Annotated in this window: 13 protein-coding genes; 7 read left to right on the plus strand and 6 right to left on the minus strand. The window is 72.8% G+C overall.

The window, feature by feature from the left end; translation table 11 throughout:
- Nucleotides 1–160: 160 nt before the first annotated feature.
- On the minus strand, nt 161–1,084 hold the full coding sequence (locus ACH47X_RS20615) for an NADP-dependent oxidoreductase (protein WP_397406485.1): 924 nt from the start codon (nt 1,082–1,084) through the stop codon (nt 161–163).
- 153 nt (nt 1,085–1,237) lie between these two features.
- Nucleotides 1,238–3,784: an ATP-dependent DNA ligase gene (locus ACH47X_RS20620; protein ID WP_397406487.1), complete on the minus strand. Its 2,547-nt coding sequence runs from the start codon at nt 3,782–3,784 to the stop codon at nt 1,238–1,240.
- Nucleotides 3,785–3,883: 99 nt separating this feature from the next.
- Between ACH47X_RS20620 and ACH47X_RS20625 the strand changes: the two genes are divergently transcribed.
- Nucleotides 3,884–4,204 carry a glutaredoxin family protein gene (locus ACH47X_RS20625; protein ID WP_397406489.1) on the plus strand — a complete coding sequence of 107 codons (321 nt, stop codon included), beginning with the start codon at nt 3,884–3,886 and terminating at the stop codon, nt 4,202–4,204.
- A gap of 56 nt (nt 4,205–4,260) precedes the next feature.
- A complete protein-coding gene (gene ku / locus ACH47X_RS20630; protein ID WP_397406491.1) occupies nt 4,261–5,067 on the plus strand; it encodes a non-homologous end joining protein Ku in 807 nt (268 codons plus the stop codon).
- 33 nt (nt 5,068–5,100) lie between these two features.
- Here the strand turns inward: ku and ACH47X_RS20635 are convergent, their stop codons facing one another.
- Nucleotides 5,101–5,598, minus strand: coding sequence for a hypothetical protein (locus ACH47X_RS20635; protein ID WP_397406493.1), 498 nt, complete (start codon nt 5,596–5,598; stop codon nt 5,101–5,103).
- 48 nt (nt 5,599–5,646) lie between these two features.
- Between ACH47X_RS20635 and ACH47X_RS20640 the strand changes: the two genes are divergently transcribed.
- From ACH47X_RS20640 to ACH47X_RS20655, 4 genes are all read left to right on the plus strand, one after another.
- The gene (locus ACH47X_RS20640) at nt 5,647–7,314 is read left to right on the plus strand and encodes a metallophosphoesterase family protein (RefSeq protein ID WP_397406495.1); all 1,668 of its coding nucleotides are present in this window, start codon (nt 5,647–5,649) and stop codon (nt 7,312–7,314) included.
- Between the two features lie 9 nt (nt 7,315–7,323).
- The gene (locus ACH47X_RS20645) at nt 7,324–8,034 is read left to right on the plus strand and encodes a metal-dependent transcriptional regulator (protein ID WP_397406497.1); all 711 of its coding nucleotides are present in this window, start codon (nt 7,324–7,326) and stop codon (nt 8,032–8,034) included.
- A 76-nt stretch (nt 8,035–8,110) separates the two neighbouring features.
- Nucleotides 8,111–9,340 carry an MFS transporter gene (locus ACH47X_RS20650; protein ID WP_397406499.1) on the plus strand — a complete coding sequence of 410 codons (1,230 nt, stop codon included), beginning with the start codon at nt 8,111–8,113 and terminating at the stop codon, nt 9,338–9,340.
- Between the two features lie 46 nt (nt 9,341–9,386).
- Nucleotides 9,387–10,046, plus strand: a complete 660-nt coding sequence (locus ACH47X_RS20655; RefSeq protein ID WP_397406501.1) for a vitamin K epoxide reductase family protein — start codon at nt 9,387–9,389, stop codon at nt 10,044–10,046.
- 124 nt (nt 10,047–10,170) lie between these two features.
- On the opposite strand, the gene ACH47X_RS20660 is transcribed toward ACH47X_RS20655, so the two are convergent.
- Nucleotides 10,171–11,541, minus strand: a complete 1,371-nt coding sequence (locus ACH47X_RS20660) for an alkaline phosphatase family protein (protein WP_397406503.1) — start codon at nt 11,539–11,541, stop codon at nt 10,171–10,173.
- 127 nt (nt 11,542–11,668) lie between these two features.
- Here ACH47X_RS20660 and leuS point away from each other — a divergent pair, with 127 nt between their 5' ends.
- Nucleotides 11,669–14,626, plus strand: a complete 2,958-nt coding sequence (leuS, locus tag ACH47X_RS20665; protein WP_397406774.1) for a leucine--tRNA ligase — start codon at nt 11,669–11,671, stop codon at nt 14,624–14,626.
- A gap of 65 nt (nt 14,627–14,691) precedes the next feature.
- Here leuS and ACH47X_RS20670 read toward each other — a convergent pair whose 3' ends face one another.
- Both ACH47X_RS20670 and ACH47X_RS20675 read right to left on the minus strand, forming a co-directional pair.
- Entirely contained in the window at nt 14,692–15,579 is an 888-nt protein-coding gene (locus ACH47X_RS20670) for a DUF559 domain-containing protein (protein ID WP_397406505.1), read from the minus strand.
- Between the two features lie 137 nt (nt 15,580–15,716).
- Nucleotides 15,717–17,474 (minus strand): helicase HerA-like domain-containing protein, encoded by a 1,758-nt coding sequence (locus tag ACH47X_RS20675; RefSeq protein ID WP_397406507.1) that lies wholly within the window; start codon nt 17,472–17,474, stop codon nt 15,717–15,719.
- Nucleotides 17,475–17,564: the final 90 nt, after the last annotated feature.

A 17,564-nucleotide genomic window follows, 5' to 3' on the forward strand; every position in this document is an offset into this window, starting at 1 on the left:
GGGGCGGGGGGGGGGGGGGGGGGGGGGGCGCCCGGGGGGGGGGGGGGGGGGGGGGGGGGGGGGGGGGGCGCCCGGGGGGGGGGGGGGCCGCCCCCCCCCCCCCCCACCACCCGGATCGGCTCGCCGCAGCCCGCAGCCCGCAGCCGCAGCCGCCCTGGCCTCAGACGCGGACGACGACCTTGCCCCGTGTGTGGCCGGACTCGTTGGCGCGGTGTGCTTCGGCGGCGTCGGCCAGGTCGAAGACCTGCGCGATCTCGACGGACAGCTTGCCGGCGTCGAACAGCGCGGTGAGCGCGTCCAGGTCGGCGGTCGAGGGGCGCACCCACAGGTAGTGCCCGCCGTGCTCGCTGCGGGCGGTCGGGTCGGCGATCGAGGCCACCGTGCCGCCGTCGGCCAGGTTCTCGACGCTGGCCGCGACGGCCCCGTCACCCACGAAGTCCAGGATGACGTCCACGCCGTCGGGCGCGAGGGCGCGCACGCGGTCGGCGAGGCCGTCGCCGTAGGTGACGGGCTCGGCGCCCAGCCCGCGCAGGAACTCGTGGTTCCGCTCGCTCGCCGTGCCGATGACGCGGGCGCCCAGCGCCCTGGCGATCTGCACGGCGAACGCGCCGACGCCTCCGGCCGCGGCGTGCACGAGCACGGTCTGGCCGTCCCTGACGCCGGCTCGCTGGATCGCCTGGTACGCGGTGAGACCCGCGAGCGGCACCGCCGCGGCCTCCTCGAAGCTCAGCGACGCCGGCTTGCGGGCCAGCGTGCGCACGGGCGCGGCGACCAGCTCGGCGAACGTGCCCCCGCGCACGGTGTCCTTGCGCACGTAGCCGTAGACCTCGTCGCCCACCTGGTACTCGGGGGTGTCCAGGCCGACCTGCTCGACGACGCCGGCGACGTCCCAGCCCGGGATCGCGGGCAGGTCCGTGTCGATGAGGCCCTGGAGGTACCCCTGGCGGATCTTCCAGTCGACCGGGTTGACCGACGCCGCCTTCACCCGGACGACGACGGTGTCGGGGCCGATGTGGGGGTCGGGCTGCTCGGTGAGCTCCAGGACGTCGGCGCTGCCGAACTCTGCATACGTGATCGCTCGCATGCACGCGACAACCACCGTTGCGGACGCGGGTATTCCGCGCCCGCCGGGTGGCCCGCGGCACACTGTGCGCCGCCCCATCACTAATAGTGTGCCAAGCGCCCCGCGCCGCACCCCATGGATAGAAGCGGACAACGACGGACGCCGGGACATCACTCATGCGGGCGGCGGCACCTCCGCGACCACGTCCTGCGCCGCCTTCTCCGGGCGCCAGCCCCGCCACACCGAGTGCCGCATGCGCCGCTCGCCCGAGGCGCCGTCGGAACCCTCGACCCAGTCGGCGTACGTCACCTCGCCCACCAGGCTCGGTGTGACCCAGCGCGCGTCCGACGCGTCCTCCGGCGGCACCCCGGACACCCCCGGCGTCTTGCGCTCCATGCCCCGCAGCCGGGCGGTGATCTCCCGGCGCTCGCGCTCGCTGAACCCCGTGCCGACCCGGCCGACGTAGCGCAGGCCGCCGCCCTCGCCGTCGGGCACCGCCATGAGCAGCGAGCCCATCACGGACGCGTCGGCGCGGCCCGGGCGCCAGCCCACCACGACCACCTCCTGCATGGCCTGGTGCTTGATCTTGAGCCATTCCCGTGAGCGGCGTCCGGCGTAGGTGGAGGCGCGGCGCTTGGCGACCACGCCCTCCAGCCGCAGGGTGCGCGAGGTGCGGACGGCGGCGTCGAGGTCGCCGTCGAAGGCGGGCGGCAGGTGCACGGGCGGGCGGGGCGCGACCAGGGACTCCAGCAGCTCGCGCCGCTCGGTATAGGTGCGGCCGGTCACGTCCTCGCCGTCGGCCACCAGGACGTCGAACAGCATGAGGTCCACCTGGACCTGCGCGCGGGCGCGGGCGACGTCGTGCTCCTTGCGCAGGTTGGCGCGGTGCTGCAGGCGGCGGAAGTCGGGCCGGCCGGCGCGGTCGAGGGCGACGATCTCGCCGTCGAGCACCACGGGCAGGCGGGCGGCGTCGACCTGACCCGCGAGCGCCGCGAGCTCGGGAAAGGTGACGGTGAGGTCCTGGCCGGAGCGGCTGATCAGACGGAGGGTGTCGGGGTCCTGGACGTGGGCGAGGGTGCGGAACCCGTCCCACTTCATCTCGAAGGCCCAGTCGTCGGGTCGGGTGAGGTCGCCGGGGGTGGCGGCGGTGGCGAGCATGGCGCGCCACCGGCCGCCCGGCGGCGCCTCGCGGCGGGTGCCGGGTTCTGGGGCCGCGGACGGCGCCGCGGGTTCGGTGCTCGACGGCGCGGGGGAGCCGGGCTGGGCCTTGGTGAGGTGGATGAGCCAGTTGTTCTCGGCGTCGCCGTCGCGTCCCCCGGTGCGGATCAGGGCGAGGCGGCGGGCGCCGCGCTCGGCGGAGTGCAGGGTGACGATGACCTCGTCGTCGCGCCACTTCTCCAGGTCGTAGGTGCCGGAGTCCCAGATGGTGACGTCGCCGGCCCCGTACTCGCCGGCGGGGATGCTGCCCTCGAACGATCCGTACTCGAGGGGGTGGTCCTCGGTCTGCACGGCCAGGTGGTTCTTGGCGGGGTCGGTGGGTTCGCCGCGGGGGAGCGCCCAGCTGACGAGTACGCCCTCGTGCTCCAGCCGGAAGTCCCAGTGCAGGCGGCGGGCGTGGTGCTCCTGGATGACGAAGGTGGGGTCGGTCTCGACAGGGTCGGCCCGCGGGGTGGCCTCGGCCTGGGGGGCGGGTTCGGCCTCCGCGGTGGGTTCCGCCTCCGGGTCGTCGCCCGGTCCGAAGGGTTCCGGCGTCTTGGCGGGGTCCCGCTTGGCGCGGTAGGTCTCCAGCTTCTGGAACGTGGCCAGGCGCTCCGGCGTCGGCTCCAGGGCGGCGAGGTGTCCTTCCAGCAGCGGCGCGAGGAGGTCGCCGTCGGCGGCGATGCGGGCCAGCACGTCGTCGGAGGTGAGCTGGGCGAGGTCCGGGTCCTCCAGCTCGGCCCATGTCCGTGGTGCGGCGACCCAGGGCCGGTCGAGGCCGCGCAGGGAGTAGGGCGCGATGGTGGTCTTGCTGCCGTTGTTCTGCGACCAGTCGACGAGCACCTTGCCGGAGCGCAGGGCCTTGCTCATGTCGCTGACCACCAGGTCGGGGTGCTCGGCCTCCAGGTAGCGGGCGAGCTCGTGCGCGACGGCGGAGACGGCGTCGGAGTCGAGGCGGGTGTCGGCGGCCTTGCCGAGGGCGGCGTACAGGTGGATGCCCTTGGATCCCGAGGTGACGGGGTAGGGCTCCAGGTCCATGCCGCGCAGGATCTCGCGGGCCCAGCGGGCGACCTGCGCGCACTCGGCGAGGCCGGCGCCCGGGCCGGGGTCGAGGTCGAGCACGAGGCGGTCGGGGTCGAGCCGGGCCCCGGTGCGGCCGAACTGCCACTGCGGTGTGTGCAGCTCCAGGGTGGCGGTCTGGCCCAGCCAGGTCAGGGTCGCGAGGTCGTTGACCAGCACGTAGTCGTTGGCGGACTGCTTGTGCTGGATCGACCGCCGCTTGACCCAGTCGGGGGTGGAGGCGTCGAGGTTCTTCTGGAAGAACATCTGCCCGCCGGTGCCGTCCGGCCACCGCTTGCGCGTGACGGGCCGGTTGGCCGCGTGCGGCAGCAGCGCCGGCGCCACCTCGGCCAGGTAGTGCAGCACCTCGCCCTTGGTGGTGCCCGACGCCGGGTAGAGCACCTTGTCGAGGTTGCTCAGGCGCAGGCGGTGCCCGTCGACCGTGACCGTGTGCGTCGTCGCCATCCCACCATCGTGCCGCCGCCGGGGCGCGTGCGCTCGGAGTCGGCGAGATCACTCGAACGGGGTCGTGGTGGGGTGAAGAACTCCGCTAGGCTCCGGCGCGTGATTTCTGACATCTCGACCGCCGCGTTCGCCTCGCCCCTGACGGTGGCCGGCGACGCGCCGTCGACGCGCCGGCCCGAGCGCCTCACCGTCTACGGCGCCGAGTGGTGCCGCGACTGCCGCCGCAGCAAGGCCGTGCTCGACGTGCGCCGCGTGGACTACGTGTACGTGGACCTCGTCGCGGAGCCGGCGCGGGCCGACGAGGCCGAGGCGCTGACCGGCCGCAAGCAGATCCCGGTGCTGGTGTTCCCGGACGGCGAGCACCTGGTGGAGCCCACCAACGCCGAGCTCTGCGAGAAGCTGGACCGCGCGGGCCTCTGACCTCGGCCCAGGGGTAAACCTGGGCATGTAGTGCGCTTGGGGCGCACCATAGAAGGATGAGGGCCATCTGGAAGGGTGCCGTGACCTTCGGTCTCGTCAACGTCCCGGTCAAGGTCTACAGCGCGACCGAGGACCACGACGTGCCGTTGCACCAGGTGCATGACGCCGACGGCGGACGCATCCGGTACAAGCGCGTGTGCGAGATCGACGGCGAGGTGGTGCCGTACGAGCACATCGACAAGGCGTACGACGACGGCGAGCGCACCGTGGTGCTCACCAAGCAGGACCTCGCCGACCTGCCCGCCGAGCGGGACCGGGAGATCTCGGTGGTCGAGTTCGTGCCGAGCGACCAGATCGACCCGATCATGTTCGACCGCACCTACTACCTGGAGCCCGACTCCAAGTCCACGAAGGCGTACGTGCTGCTGCGCCGCACGCTGGAGGAGACCGACCGCACCGCGGTCGTGAAGTTCGCGCTCCGGCAGCGCACCCGGCTCGCGGCGTTGCGCGTGCGGGACGAGGTGCTGGTGCTGCAGACCCTCCTGTGGGCCGACGAGATCCGCGAGGCCGCGTTCCCGTCCCTCGACGAGCCCGCGAAGGTGAGCGCCAAGGAGCTGACGATGTCGGCGCAGCTCGTGAGCAGCTTCGAGGCGGACTTCACGCCCGAGGACTACGAGGACGAGTACCAGGTGCAGCTCCGCAAGCTCGTGGACGCGAAGCTGGAGGCGGGCGAGAGCGTCGACACGGCGGCCACCTTCGGCGAGCAGGCCGAGGAGGAGGGCGGGGGCGCCGAGGTCGTGGACCTCATGGAGGCCCTCAAGCGTTCCGTCGCGGACGCGAAGAAGTCCCGCAAGACCGGTTGAGCCGCCCCGGCCGAACCGCCGGACCATTCCGGGTCACGCGCCCAGGTGGGCCGCCAGGCCCCGTTCCCCCGCGCGCATCACCCGCGAGTGCGCCCAGGCCAGCGGACCGGGGGCCACGCGCGCCGCGGCGCGGAACCAGCCCGGGACCGGCGCCACCCGCCAGACCAGGCGTACGTCCGTGCGCGGCGTGCCGGGCGCCGGGGCGTCCGAGACCACCACGTCGGCCAGCCCCGTCAGGTCCCCGGAGACGTCCAGCCGCGCGCGCCCGGGCACGCCGTCGGACGGCGCCGTCGTCTCCACGAGGTCCAGCCGGAACGCCAGTGCGTACCCCAGCGGGCTGCGCACCCGTAGCCGGGCCCACGTCCCGGGCGCCGCCAGACCGTCCGGCCCGACGGTGCTCCCGGTCTCGTCGGCGGTGAGGCCCGGCCACCAGTCGGGCCAGCTGAACCGCGGGTCGGCGAGCACCGACCAGACCAGCGCCGGGGCACCGGCGGGCCGCCAGAGCGACTCGAGCACGAACATGGCGCTCATCGTGCCAGCGACGGGTGACCGGTGCGCGTGCATGAAAAGGTAGAGGGGATGAGTCGTTCGAAACCGCCCCGCTGGCTGCGCTGGACCCTCGCGGGAGCGGCCGCCGCCCTGCTGTGCCTCATGTTCGGGATCACCACAGCCAAGGCCGACCTCAGCCTCGGCCCGCACGAGGCGACCTACGCGATCACCGCGGACGACGAGGTGGTCGCCGACCTCGGCCCGCTCGGCACGGTCGTGACGGACTCGCCGCTGCCCCTGACGCTCGGCGTGCGCATCACGGTGCACGAGATCCCCGCGGACCTCGCGGCCGTGGACGCCGCCAGCTTCGACGCGCTCGCCGGCGACCTCGACGGGTACCTCCAGTTCTTCGACACCCCGCAGCAGACGGTGCGCACCGTGGCGACGGCGCTGGTCTGGGACGCGCTGCGCGGCGCGGCGGTCGCGGCCGTGGTCCTGGTCGGCGGAGCCTACGGTTTGCGGCTCCTGCTCGGCGCCGCCCGACGGCGGGAGCTCGCCCGGGGCATGGCTGCCCGCACCTGGGAGATCACCGCCGCCACCGTCGTCGTCGTGCTGGTGGCCGCGACCGCGACGGCGAGCGCCGGCCCGGAGGAGCGCGCGGCGCTGCCCGCGTCGCCGGTGTTCGCGGGGACGGCCCTGGAGGGTGCGCGGATCACGGGCCGGCTGGCGGGCGTGATCGACACGTACAGCGGTCAGCTCGTGGACACGTACCAGGCGAACGAGGTGTTCTACGCGGGCGCCCGGGAGAAGCTGATGGCGGCGTGGGACGCGCGGGTCGCGGAGCAGGACGCGGCGCTGGTCGAGGACGGCGCCACGGCGTCGGCGGACCCGGACGCGCCGGACTACGTGACGTTCCTCGTGGTCTCGGACCTGCACTGCAACACAGGGATGACGCCGCTGATCCGGGATCTCGCGGACAGCCTGGCGCCCGACGTCATGCTGAACGCGGGGGACACCACGATCAACGGCACGAGCGTGGAGTCGGTGTGCGTGGACTCGTTCGCCTCGGCGGTGCCGGACGGCGTCCCGTTCGTCGTCTCGGACGGCAACCACGACTCGCGCCTGACGACGGCCACGGAGCTGGCCAACCGGCAGGTCGTGCTGGACGGCGAGGTGGTCGAGGTGGAGGGCGTGCGGATCCTCGGCGACCGGGACCCGCTGGAGACGCGGATCGGCGGCGGCACGGTGATCGCGCGCGAGGAGACGCCCGCGGAGGCCGGGGAGCGGCTGCGGGACACGGCGTGCGAGGCGGCCGGCGAGCCGGGGCTCGGCGGGTACACGGGCGAGGACCGGGTGGACCTGCTGCTGATCCACCAGCCCGCCGTGGGCGACGCGGCCCTGGAGTCGGGCTGCGTGCCGTTCCAGCTCTCGGGGCACATGCACACGCGGATCGGGCCGGATGTCGTCGGCTACGGGGTGCGGTACGTCAACGCGAGCACCGGTGGCGCCACGAAGGGCAACACGTCGGTGGGGCCGCTGCGCGACACGTCCGAGATGACGGTGCTGCGGTTCGACCCGGAGCGGCGCCGGTTCGTGGACTGGCAGCTCGTGGAGGTCACGCCCGAGGGGGATGCGGCCGTGAGCGAGCGGCGGGCCATCCCGCCGACCGTCCCGCTGCCCGCCGAGGTGCCGGACGAGGTGCCCGGTGACGTCCCGGGTGCCGGAAGCACGCCGTCGTCCTCGCCGTCGGGCAACTAGGCTCGGGGCGTGGAGATCACTACCGACCCGGCCGAGCTGACGCCCGTCGCCCAGGACTACCTGAAGGCCGTGTGGTCGGCGCAGGAGTGGTCGGACGAGAAGGTGACCACCAAGCACCTGGCCGACCGCCTCGGGGTGGGTGCGTCCACGGTGTCCGAGACGGTGCGCCGCCTGAGCGGGCAGGGCCTCCTGGAGCACGAGCGGTACGGCGCGATCCGGCTGACGGACGACGGCCGCCGGCTCGCGCTGGTGATGGTGCGCCGGCACCGGCTGCTGGAGACGTTCCTCGTGGAACAGCTCGGTTACGGCTGGGACGAGGTGCACGACGAGGCCGAGGTGCTGGAGCACGCGGTCTCGGACGTGTTCGTGGAGCGGATGGCGGAGCGGCTGGGCAACCCGTCGCGCGACCCGCACGGCGACCCGATCCCGGCGGCCGACGGCACCGTGGTGCGGCCCGACGCCGTGCCGCTGTCGTCGATGCACGCGGGCGACGCGGGCACCGTGGTACGTATCTCCGACGCCGACCCGGAGGCCCTGCGCTACCTCGCCGAGCTGGGCCTGGACCTGGACCTCCGGGTGGAGGTCACCACGCGCCGCGAGTTCGCCGGTACGGTCGCCGTCGCCTGGACCTGTCCGCCCGCCCCGGGAGGGGACGGCGACGAGCGCGTGGCCGATCTCGGACTGCTGGCGGCCTCCCGCGTGTGGGTGGCCCAGGAGTAGTCTTCTCCCCGTTCCCAACGCTCGTCGCCGGTGTCGCCGACGCATCCCCCGAATCGATACGACTCCCGGAGACCCCATGGCGACCAGCGCCCCTCAGAACGCCCCGGACCAGGCGGCGGAACCTGGCTCGATGCGCCGGGCCGCGCCCGCGCTCGTCGCGCTCGCCGTGGGCGGGTTCACCATCGGCACCACCGAGTTCGCCGCGATGGGCCTGCTGCCCGACGTCGGTGCCGACCTCGGCGCGACCGACCCCCAGGTGGGGCACACCATCACGGCGTACGCGCTCGGCGTCGTCGTCGGGGCGCCGCTGCTGACCGTGGCCGCGGCGCGCATGTCGCGCAAGCGCCTGCTGCTCGCCCTGATGGGGTTCTACACGGTCGCGAACGTGCTGTCCGCCGCCGCGCCCGACATCGGCTGGCTGGTGGCCGGCCGGTTCCTCGCGGGCCTGCCGCACGGCGCGTTCTTCGGCGTCGGCGCCGCGGTCGGTGCCGCCGTGGCCGGACCGGCCCAGCGCGGCCGGGCCGTCGCGACGATGATGACCGGCCTGACCATCGCGAACGTCGTCGGCGTACCGCTGTCCACGTGGGTGGGGCAGGTCTTCGGCTGGCGCACGTCCTACGTGCTGATCGGCGTGCTCGGGATCGCGACACTCCTGGGCCTCTGGCGCCTGATCCCGGCCGGCGCGGGCGGCGAGGGCCGTTCGGTGCGTACCGAGCTGGCCACCCTGCGCAACGCGCCCCTGTGGTTCGCGTTCGTGGCCGGGGCCATCGGGTTCGGCGGCATGTTCGCCGTCTACACCTACGTTGCCCCCACCATGACGGGTGTGACCGGCCTGCCGGGCGGGGCCGTGCCGTGGGTGCTGGCCCTGTTCGGCGTCGGCATGACCGTGGGCACGCAGATCGGCGGGCGGCTCGCCGACCGCGGCGTGCTGCGCGCCGTCCTGATCGGCTTCGTGGCCACGGCGGTCTCGCTCGTCCTGTTCGCGCTGACCGGAGCCTCGGTGGTGCCCGCGCTGGTCTCCCTGTTCCTGCTGGGCGTCACCTCGCAGATGCTGGGCCTCGCGTTCCAGACCCGGCTCATGGACCTGTCGCCCGGCGCGCCGTCGCTCGGGGCGGCGCTGTGCCACGCCGGGCTCAACGTCGCCAACGGCGCGGGCGCGTTCCTGGGCGGTGTCGTCATCGACGCCGGCTGGGGCTACCTGGCACCCGCCTGGGCCGGCGCCGTGGTCACCGTGCTGGGCCTGGGCATGATCCTGGCGTTCGGGCGGCAGCGAGTCGTGCACCAGCACACGGAGACCCCACTGTGACCCAGGATTCAGCAATGTCCCAGCCTGCGCCGGTACCGTAGGGCGGGTGACCGATACCGGGGCGACCACGACGTCGTCGGAGAGCTCGTTGGACAGCACGGACGACGCCGCGGCGCCCGAGGGCGCTCCGCTGGGCGCGCGGACCATGGGACTGCTGCTGGTGGTGCTCGGAGGTGTCGGCTTCGCCGCCTCGTTCGCCCTGGCCTGGGAGAAGTACCTCAAGCTGCTCGACCCGGACCGGACGGCGTCCTGCAGCATCAACCTGTTCGTCGACTGCGGCGCCGCGATGTCGTCGTGGCAGGGCGCCCTGCTCGGCTTCCCGAACCCGTACCTGGGCGTCGCGGCCTTCCCCGTGGTGATCACCACGGGCGTGATGCTGCTGCTCGGCACGCGCCTGCCGCGCTGGTACTGGACGTCGCTGCTGATCGGCACCGTGCTGGGCCAGGCGCTCGTGTTCTTCCTGATGTGGACCAGCTTCTACGCGATCGTCGCGCTGTGCCCCTACTGCATGGTCGTGTGGACCATCATGTGGCCGCTGCTCTGGTACCAGCTCGTGCGCGGCGTCCAGTCGGGCGACCTGCCCGCGAGCGCCGGCCTGCGGGACATCATGGTCGGCAACCGGCACATCATCCTGGTCATCGGGTACGTCGCCGCGGTGGCGTGGCTGATGCTCGCGGTGGGCGGGGACCTGGTCGCGTCGTTCTGACGGTCTGCCCTCGCGGCCGCTGACGGCTCCGCGTGCCTGGGGAGAGACCGCGTCCTGGAGGTGTGTTGCGCTGTGTAGACACTGTCTACGCAGCGCAACACACCTCTTTCTCGTCCTCCTGTGGTCAGCGGGTCAGCGCCTCGCGCAGCACCCGGCCCTCGCTGCCCGACGGCGGCGCGTACCCAAGCAGCGCCGAGATCGTCGGCGCGACGTCGACGTGCCGCGGGCCGCGCGGGTGCACGCCCGCCCGGACGCCTGCCCCGGCGAGGACCAGCGGCACGCGCAGCTCGGTGGTCGCGCCGTGCCGCCCGGCCGGGGAGGCGGGGGTGGCGCCGAAGGACCAGCCCGGCTCGGGCTCGACGACCAGGTCACCGTAGTTCGGGCTCATCCGCAGACGGCGCTGGTCGGCCTTGTCGAACACGTTCCGCACCTGCGGCAGCGCCGTCAGCGCCCGCTCCAGCCGGCGGACGGCGGAGCGGTCGCCCGCCCGCTCGCCGATGATCCGCACGTCGGCGACCCCGCCGACGACGATCGCGACGTCGGTGCCGGCCGCGGGCGTCTGCCCGCTGGTCAGGACCTGCGGCGTGAAGCCTGCGGCCTCGATCGCGGCGATCCCCTCGGTGGCGAAGCCCTTGTCGAAGGTGGTCATGCCGTGGTCGCCGGTGACGACGAAGGCGGTGTCGTCGTGGACGCCCGCCTCCTTCGTGGCGGCGACGATGCGGCCGATCTGCCGGTCGATGTCCTCCAGTGCGCCCGGGATGCGCGGGTCGGCGTCGCCGCCGGCGTGCCCGATCGCGTCGAGCGTGTCGCAGTACACCGTGATCAGGTCGGGGATCCCGTTGGCACGCACCAGCTGGCCGTTCGAGCTGACGGGCTCGCCGCGCAGCACCGAGACGGCGTCGTCGGTGCGGCGCGCGCAGTCGCCGCCGGGCTGCGTGTACAGGCCGTCCGGGTCGCCGAACGTGACCCCGTAGTTCTGCAGGATGAACCACTGCGCGGAGAACACCGTGCCGCCCTGCTCCCGGATCGACTGCGCGATCGTGGGCACGGCCAGGTCCCGCTGCTGGCCGCGCGCGGTGTTGCTCGCGGCGTCGAACCAGTAGGCGGTGTTGCGGTGCGTCTCGGGCCAGGCGCCCGTGGCGACCGAGGACCACGACGGGTTGGTGATCGACGTCATCACGCCCGACGAGGTGGTGACACTGCCCTCGCGCAGCAGCGCGCGCAGGTTCGGCATCTCGGCCGAGCCGGGGGAGCCGGCGCCGTCGCGCACCAGGTCGAGGTACTCGACGTCGAACCCGTCCAGGGCCAGGAGGACGACGTGGTCGGCGCGGCCGGCGGACGGGCTCGCGGGCATGGTGGCGGTCCTGGTCCTCTCCCCGGCGGTCGCGGTGGTGGGTGGGGTGCCGGGCACCGGAGCGGCGGCGGCGGTCGAGGCCGTCCACACGGTGGCGGCGACGATGCTGACGGCGAGGATCTTTCGCGACAAAGGCATCATGCGCGCAATTCGAGCACCCGGGCGGAGAACTTCGGGGGAGGCGGGGGCGAATGTCGGATGAACCCTGGAGCCTGTGGACGAACGAGGGCCGCCTCCTCGCGCGGTCGGTAGACTCGGCCGGGTGACCATGCCCGACGCACCCGAGCGCACCACGTCTCCCGACGAGCCCCGTTTCCGCTACACCCCCGCCCTCGCGCAGCAGATCGAGCTGCGCTGGCAGGACATCTGGGAGGAGCGGGGCACGTTCCACGCGGCGAACCCGCAGGGGCGACTTACGGGGCCGGGCGGGAGCCCGGCGCAGGGTGACCCGTACTTCATCATGGACATGTTCCCGTACCCCTCGGGTGCGGGCCTGCACGTGGGTCACCCGCTGGGCTACATCGCCACCGACGTCACCGGGCGCTTCCGCCGCATGCGCGGCGACAACGTGCTGCACGCGCTGGGCTACGACGCGTTCGGCCTGCCCGCCGAGCAGTACGCCGTCCAGACGGGTCAGCACCCGCGGACCACGACCGAGGCCAACATCGGCAACATGCGGCGCCAGCTGCGCCGCCTCGGCCTGGGCCACGACCCGCGCCGCACCTTCGCGACGATCGACCCCGAGTACGTCCGCTGGACGCAGTGGATCTTCCTGCAGATCTTCGAGTCCTGGTACGACGCCGACGCCGAGCGCCCCGGACCCGTCACGGGCTCCGGCGACGGCAAGGGCCGCGCGCGCCCGATCGCGGAGCTGCGCGCCGAGCTCGCCGCGGGCACGCGGCCCGTCCCCGGGCACGACGGCGACAACACGGGCGGCGCAGTCTGGGCCGGGCTGAGCGAGCTCGAGCAGCGGGACGTCGTCGACGGCCAGCGGCTCGCCTACATCGACTCCTCGCCGGTGAACTGGTGCCCGGGCCTGGGTACCGTGCTCGCGAACGAGGAGGTCACCGCCGACGGCCGCTCCGAGCGCGGCAACTTCCCCGTGTTCCAGCGCAACCTGCGCCAGTGGAAGATGCGCATCACCGCCTACGCGGACCGCCTCACGGACGACCTGGAGCTCATCGACTGGCCGGAGAAGGTCAAGTCCATGCAGCGCAACTGGATCGGCCGCTCCACGGGCGCCAACGTCCGGTTCGACGTCGTCGGCACCGCCGAGGGCGACCCGGCCGGCGCGGCGGGCTCGCTGGAGGTCTTCACCACCCGCCCCGACACGCTGTTCGGCGCCACGTTCATGGTGGTGGCCCCGGAGCACCCGCTGCTGGACGAGGTCCCCACGGCCTGGCCCGACGGCACGCGCTCCGCATGGACCGGCGGGTACGACACCCCCGTCGAGGCCGTCGCCGCCTACCGCCGTGAGTCGTCCGCCAAGACCGCCGTCGAGCGGCAGGCCGACGCCGGCAAGAAGACCGGCGTGTTCACGGGCCACCTGGCCGTGAACCCGGTCAGCGGTCTGCAGGTCCCGGTCTTCACCGCGGACTACGTGCTGATGGGCTACGGCACCGGCGCCATCATGGCCGTCCCGGGCGGCGACGAGCGCGACTTCGCGTTCGCCGAGGCCTACGACCTGCCGGTGATCCACACCGTCGAGCCGGAAGGCGGCCTGCCCGAGGGCCACACCGGGGCATACGCGGGTGACGGCGTCGCCGTGCGGTCCTCGAACGACGAGATCTCGCTCGACGGCCTGGGCGTCGTCGAGGCCAAGGCGAAGATCATCGCCTGGCTGGAGAGCAGGAACATCGGCGAGGGCACCACCACCTATCGCCTCAACGACTGGCTGTTCAGCCGCCAGCGCTACTGGGGCGAGCCGTTCCCCGTGGTGTGGGACGAGGACGACCGCCCGGTCGCGATCCCCGACGCGATGCTGCCGGTGGACCTGCCGGACGTGCCCGACTACGCGCCGCGCACCTTCGACCCGGAGGACGCCAACTCGGAGCCCGAGGCGCCGCTGGGCCGCAACGACGACTGGGTGCACGTCACCCTCGACCTCGGCGACGGGCCCAAGGAGTACCGCCGCGACACCAACACGATGCCCAACTGGGCCGGGTCGTGCTGGTACTACCTGCGCTACCTCGACCCCGCCGAGAGCACGGCGGCCGCGCTGCCCGAGCTCGAGAACTACTGGCTGGGGCCGCAGCACAACCCGACGTCCGGCCCGGCCGGCGGCGTCGACCTCTACGTGGGCGGCGTGGAGCACGCCGTGCTGCACCTGCTGTACGCGCGGTTCTGGCACAAGGTCCTGTTCGACCTGGGCCACGTCAGCGGCGTCGAGCCGTTCGGCAAGCTGTTCAACCAGGGCTACATCCAGGCGTACGCCTACACCGACTCACGCGGCCAGTACGTGCCGGCCGAGGAGGTCGAGGGCGACGAGCAGACCGGCTTCACGTGGCAGGGCCAGCCCGTCAATCGTGAGTACGGGAAGATGGGCAAGTCGCTCAAGAACGTCGTGACGCCTGACGAGATGTACGAGCAGTACGGCGCCGACACGTTCCGCGTCTACGAGATGTCGATGGGCCCGCTGGACCTGTCGCGCCCGTGGGAGACCCGGGCCGTCGTCGGGTCGCAGCGGTTCCTGCAGCGGCTGTGGCGCAACGTCGTGTCGGAGGAGACCGGTGAGCTCACCGTCACCGACGACGAGCCCGACACCGCGACGCTGCGCGCGGTGCACCGCGCCATCGCCGACGTGCGCCTCGAGATGGAGAACATGCGGCCCAACACCGCGATCGCCAAGCTCATCACGCTGAACAACCACCTCACGGGCCTGCCGGCCGTGCCGCGCTCGGCCGTGGAGCCGCTCGTCCTGATGACGGCGCCCATCGCGCCGCACATCGCGGAGGAGCTGTGGTCCCGCCTCGGCCACGAGGAGTCGCTGGCGCACGCGCCGTTCCCGGCCGCCGACGAGCAGTACCTCGTGCAGGACACCGTGACGTGCGTGGTCCAGGTGCAGGGCAAGGTGCGGGCCAAGTTCGAGGTCGCCCCGGACATCTCCGACCAGGACCTGGAGGCGACGGCCCTGGCCGAGCCGAACGTGGTCAAGTTCCTGGACGGCCGCGGGGTCCGCAAGGTGATCGTCCGTGCCCCGAAGCTGGTCAACATCGTCCCGGCCTAGCGCCTTTCGTTGAGTGCTGGGTATTTGTTGGTCCAAGGAGCCCTGGACCAACAAATACCCAGCACTCAACGTTCTTGTTGGATCTTGCGAGCCCTGATCGCGGCGCGGATCCGGCGGATCAGCCGGTCCGGGTAGCGGATCACGTCGTCCGCCGTTGCGGTGATGATCAGCCAGCCGGCACCTTCGAGGAGCTGGCGCCGTTCCACGTCGCGCCGCCAGGTTGCAGGATCGGTGCGGTGATGGTCGCCGTCGTACTCGACGGCGATCTTGAGCTCCGGATAGGACAGGTCCGGGAGCGCGAGAAACTGCCCCGTCGTGTCCAGGGCGGGCACGTTCACCAGCGGTTCAGGCAGTCCGGCGTCGATGATGATCAATCGCAGCCGAGACTCCATCGACGAGTCCGTCCCGGACCGGACCAGCTCGACGGCTTCCCGGCAGAGCGCGAGACCTCGCATCTTGAAGGTCTCGCGAAGCAGCAGCTCCAGCTCGTCGACCGTGGTCAGCGGGTTCTTGCGCCGCGTCATGGCGTCGCCGAGGCCGACCAGGCTGTCCCTGGTCAAGCCGTGCGACACCTGGAGCCAGGTCTGTGGTGCCGAGGTGATCCGGAGCCCGAGCCGATGGACGACGTCGAGCTTCTTCTGCCCGCAGAAGTGTGGCCTGATCGCGTATCGCTGGGGGCGCTCACCCCTGCGCGGAGTCACGACATGGATCGCGTGATCTTCTTCGAGCTGCCAAGGAAGCTCGACGCCGAGCAGCCGCAGCGCCGTCGAACGAGCGAAGGCGGCGTTCGGGTGCACGACCCGTGCAATCGCGCGGCACCGGTCGATCAACGACGGGTCGGGGTCGTCGATGCGTACGCCGGACGTCGGAGCCGAGAGTCGTCTGGATCTCAGCGCCTGGGCGCTGATTCCACGAGAAAGCCCCTCTGAGACCGTGAAGACTTCATGTGCCACACGTCGAGGCTCGATGGTTTCGGAGCGGGCCGCTCCCTATCCACAGCCCCCACTCCACCACCCCGTTGAGTGCTGGCCATTTGTGGGCTGAACCCGGCCAGAGGCAACAAATAGCCAGCACTCAACGGGAGGACGGGTCAGCGCTTGCGGGTGCCGAACAGCGACCGGGTCAGCTCGCGGACGAGGACCGTCCCCGCTGTCCTGGCCAGCGAGCCCACCACCCGGTTGCGGTCGCGGGCCGCCTGCTCCTTGTGCCGGGCCTCCGCCTTCTCGCGGGTCGCGGCCTCCTTCTCCAGGCGGGCACGCTCCTTGGCGATCTCCCGCTGGTCCTCGGCGGCGGACGCCTCGCCCGCCGCGGCCGCCTGCCCGGCGGCCTGCTCCTGTGCCCGCGCCTGGAGCAGCTCGAACGCCGACTCCGCGTCGACCGCCGTCCCGTACCTCGCCTGGCCCGCGGAGGCCGCGACCACCCGGTCGATCTCCGCGTCGCCCGCCGGCTCCATCGACGCCTGCGGCGCCCGCACCCGCGTCCACGCGACCGGGGACGGCGCGCCCTTCTCCGTGAGCACCGTGACCACTGCCTCGCCGGTGCCGAGCTCCTGCAGCAGACGCTCCAGGTCGTACGGCGACTTCGGGAACGTGCGGGCGGCCGCCCGCAGCGCGGTCGCGTCGTCGGGTGTGAAGGCGCGCAGCGCGTGCTGCACCCGGTTGCCGAGCTGGGCCAGCACGTCGGACGGCACGTCCTTGGGCGACTGCGTCACGAAGAACACGCCCACGCCCTTGGAACGGATCAGCCGGACCGTCTGCACCACCTGCTGCAGGAAGTCCTTGGAGGCGCCGGTGAACAGCAGGTGCGCCTCGTCGAAGAAGAACACGAGCTTGGGCTTGTCGGCGTCGCCCACCTCGGGCAGCTCCTGGAAGAGGTCGGCCAGCAGCCACATGAGGAACGTCGAGAACAGCTGCGGGCGGTCCTGGACCGCGGGGAGCTCCAGCACGCTCAGCACGCCGAGGTCGCCCCGTGTCGCGATCAGGTCCGACGTCTCGAACGCCGGTTCACCGAAGAACACGTCGGCGCCCTGCCCCTCCAGGCCCACGATCTCGCGCAGGATGACGCCCGCCGTCGCCGCCGAGACCCCGCCGATCCCCTTGAGCTCGGCCTTGCCCTCGTCCGAGGTCAGGTGCGCGATCACCGACTGCAGGTCCTTGAGGTCCAGCAGCGCCAGACCCTTCTTGTCGGCCCAGTGGAAGATCAGGGTCAGGCTCGACTCCTGCGTCGCGTTCAGGCCCAGCACCTTGGACAGCAGGATCGGCCCGAAGTCGGTGACCGTCGTCCGGATCGGTACCCCCTTGCCCAGACCGCCCAGCGAGTAGAACTCGACCGGGTACCGCGTGGGTGTCCACTCCTGGCCGATGCTCGCCGCGCGCTCCGCGACCTTCGGGTTGTCCGGGCCCGGCAGCGCCAGGCCGGACAGGTCGCCCTTGACGTCGGCCAGGAAGACCGGCACCCCGGCCAGGGACAGGCCCTCGGCCATGCCCTGCAACGTCTTGGTCTTGCCGGTTCCCGTGGCGCCCGCGACCAGGCCGTGCCGGTTCAGCATCGACAGGGCGAAGCCCACCTGGACCTGCGGGTCGGGCGTGGCCTCGCCGCCCGGTTCGCCCTCCAGGAGGGCGCCCAGCGGCAGCGTTGCCTCCGCGGCATATCCGGCGGCGACCTCCGCCGCGTAACCCTGGGGCGTCGCCTCGCCCGGGGCCGGCTCGTCGTCGGCGGACGGCGCCGCCCCGTCGCCGGTCTCGGGGGCCGCGGGCGCGGCAGCCCGCTCCGCCTCCTCCAGCGCCTTCTGGGCCGCGGCGGCGGCCTCGCGCAGTGCGGCGAGATCAGGCGTCGATGCATCGGGCATGTCTCGGATGCTAAGTCGGGCCCAGGAGCGGCGCGCGGGGAGGCTCCGTCGCGTTTCGCCGTCGGGTTCCCGGCGCGGATAGAGTGTCGC

The sequence above is a fragment of the Promicromonospora kroppenstedtii genome, from assembly GCF_044389675.1.
Taxonomy (GTDB): domain Bacteria; phylum Actinomycetota; class Actinomycetes; order Actinomycetales; family Cellulomonadaceae; genus Promicromonospora; species Promicromonospora kroppenstedtii.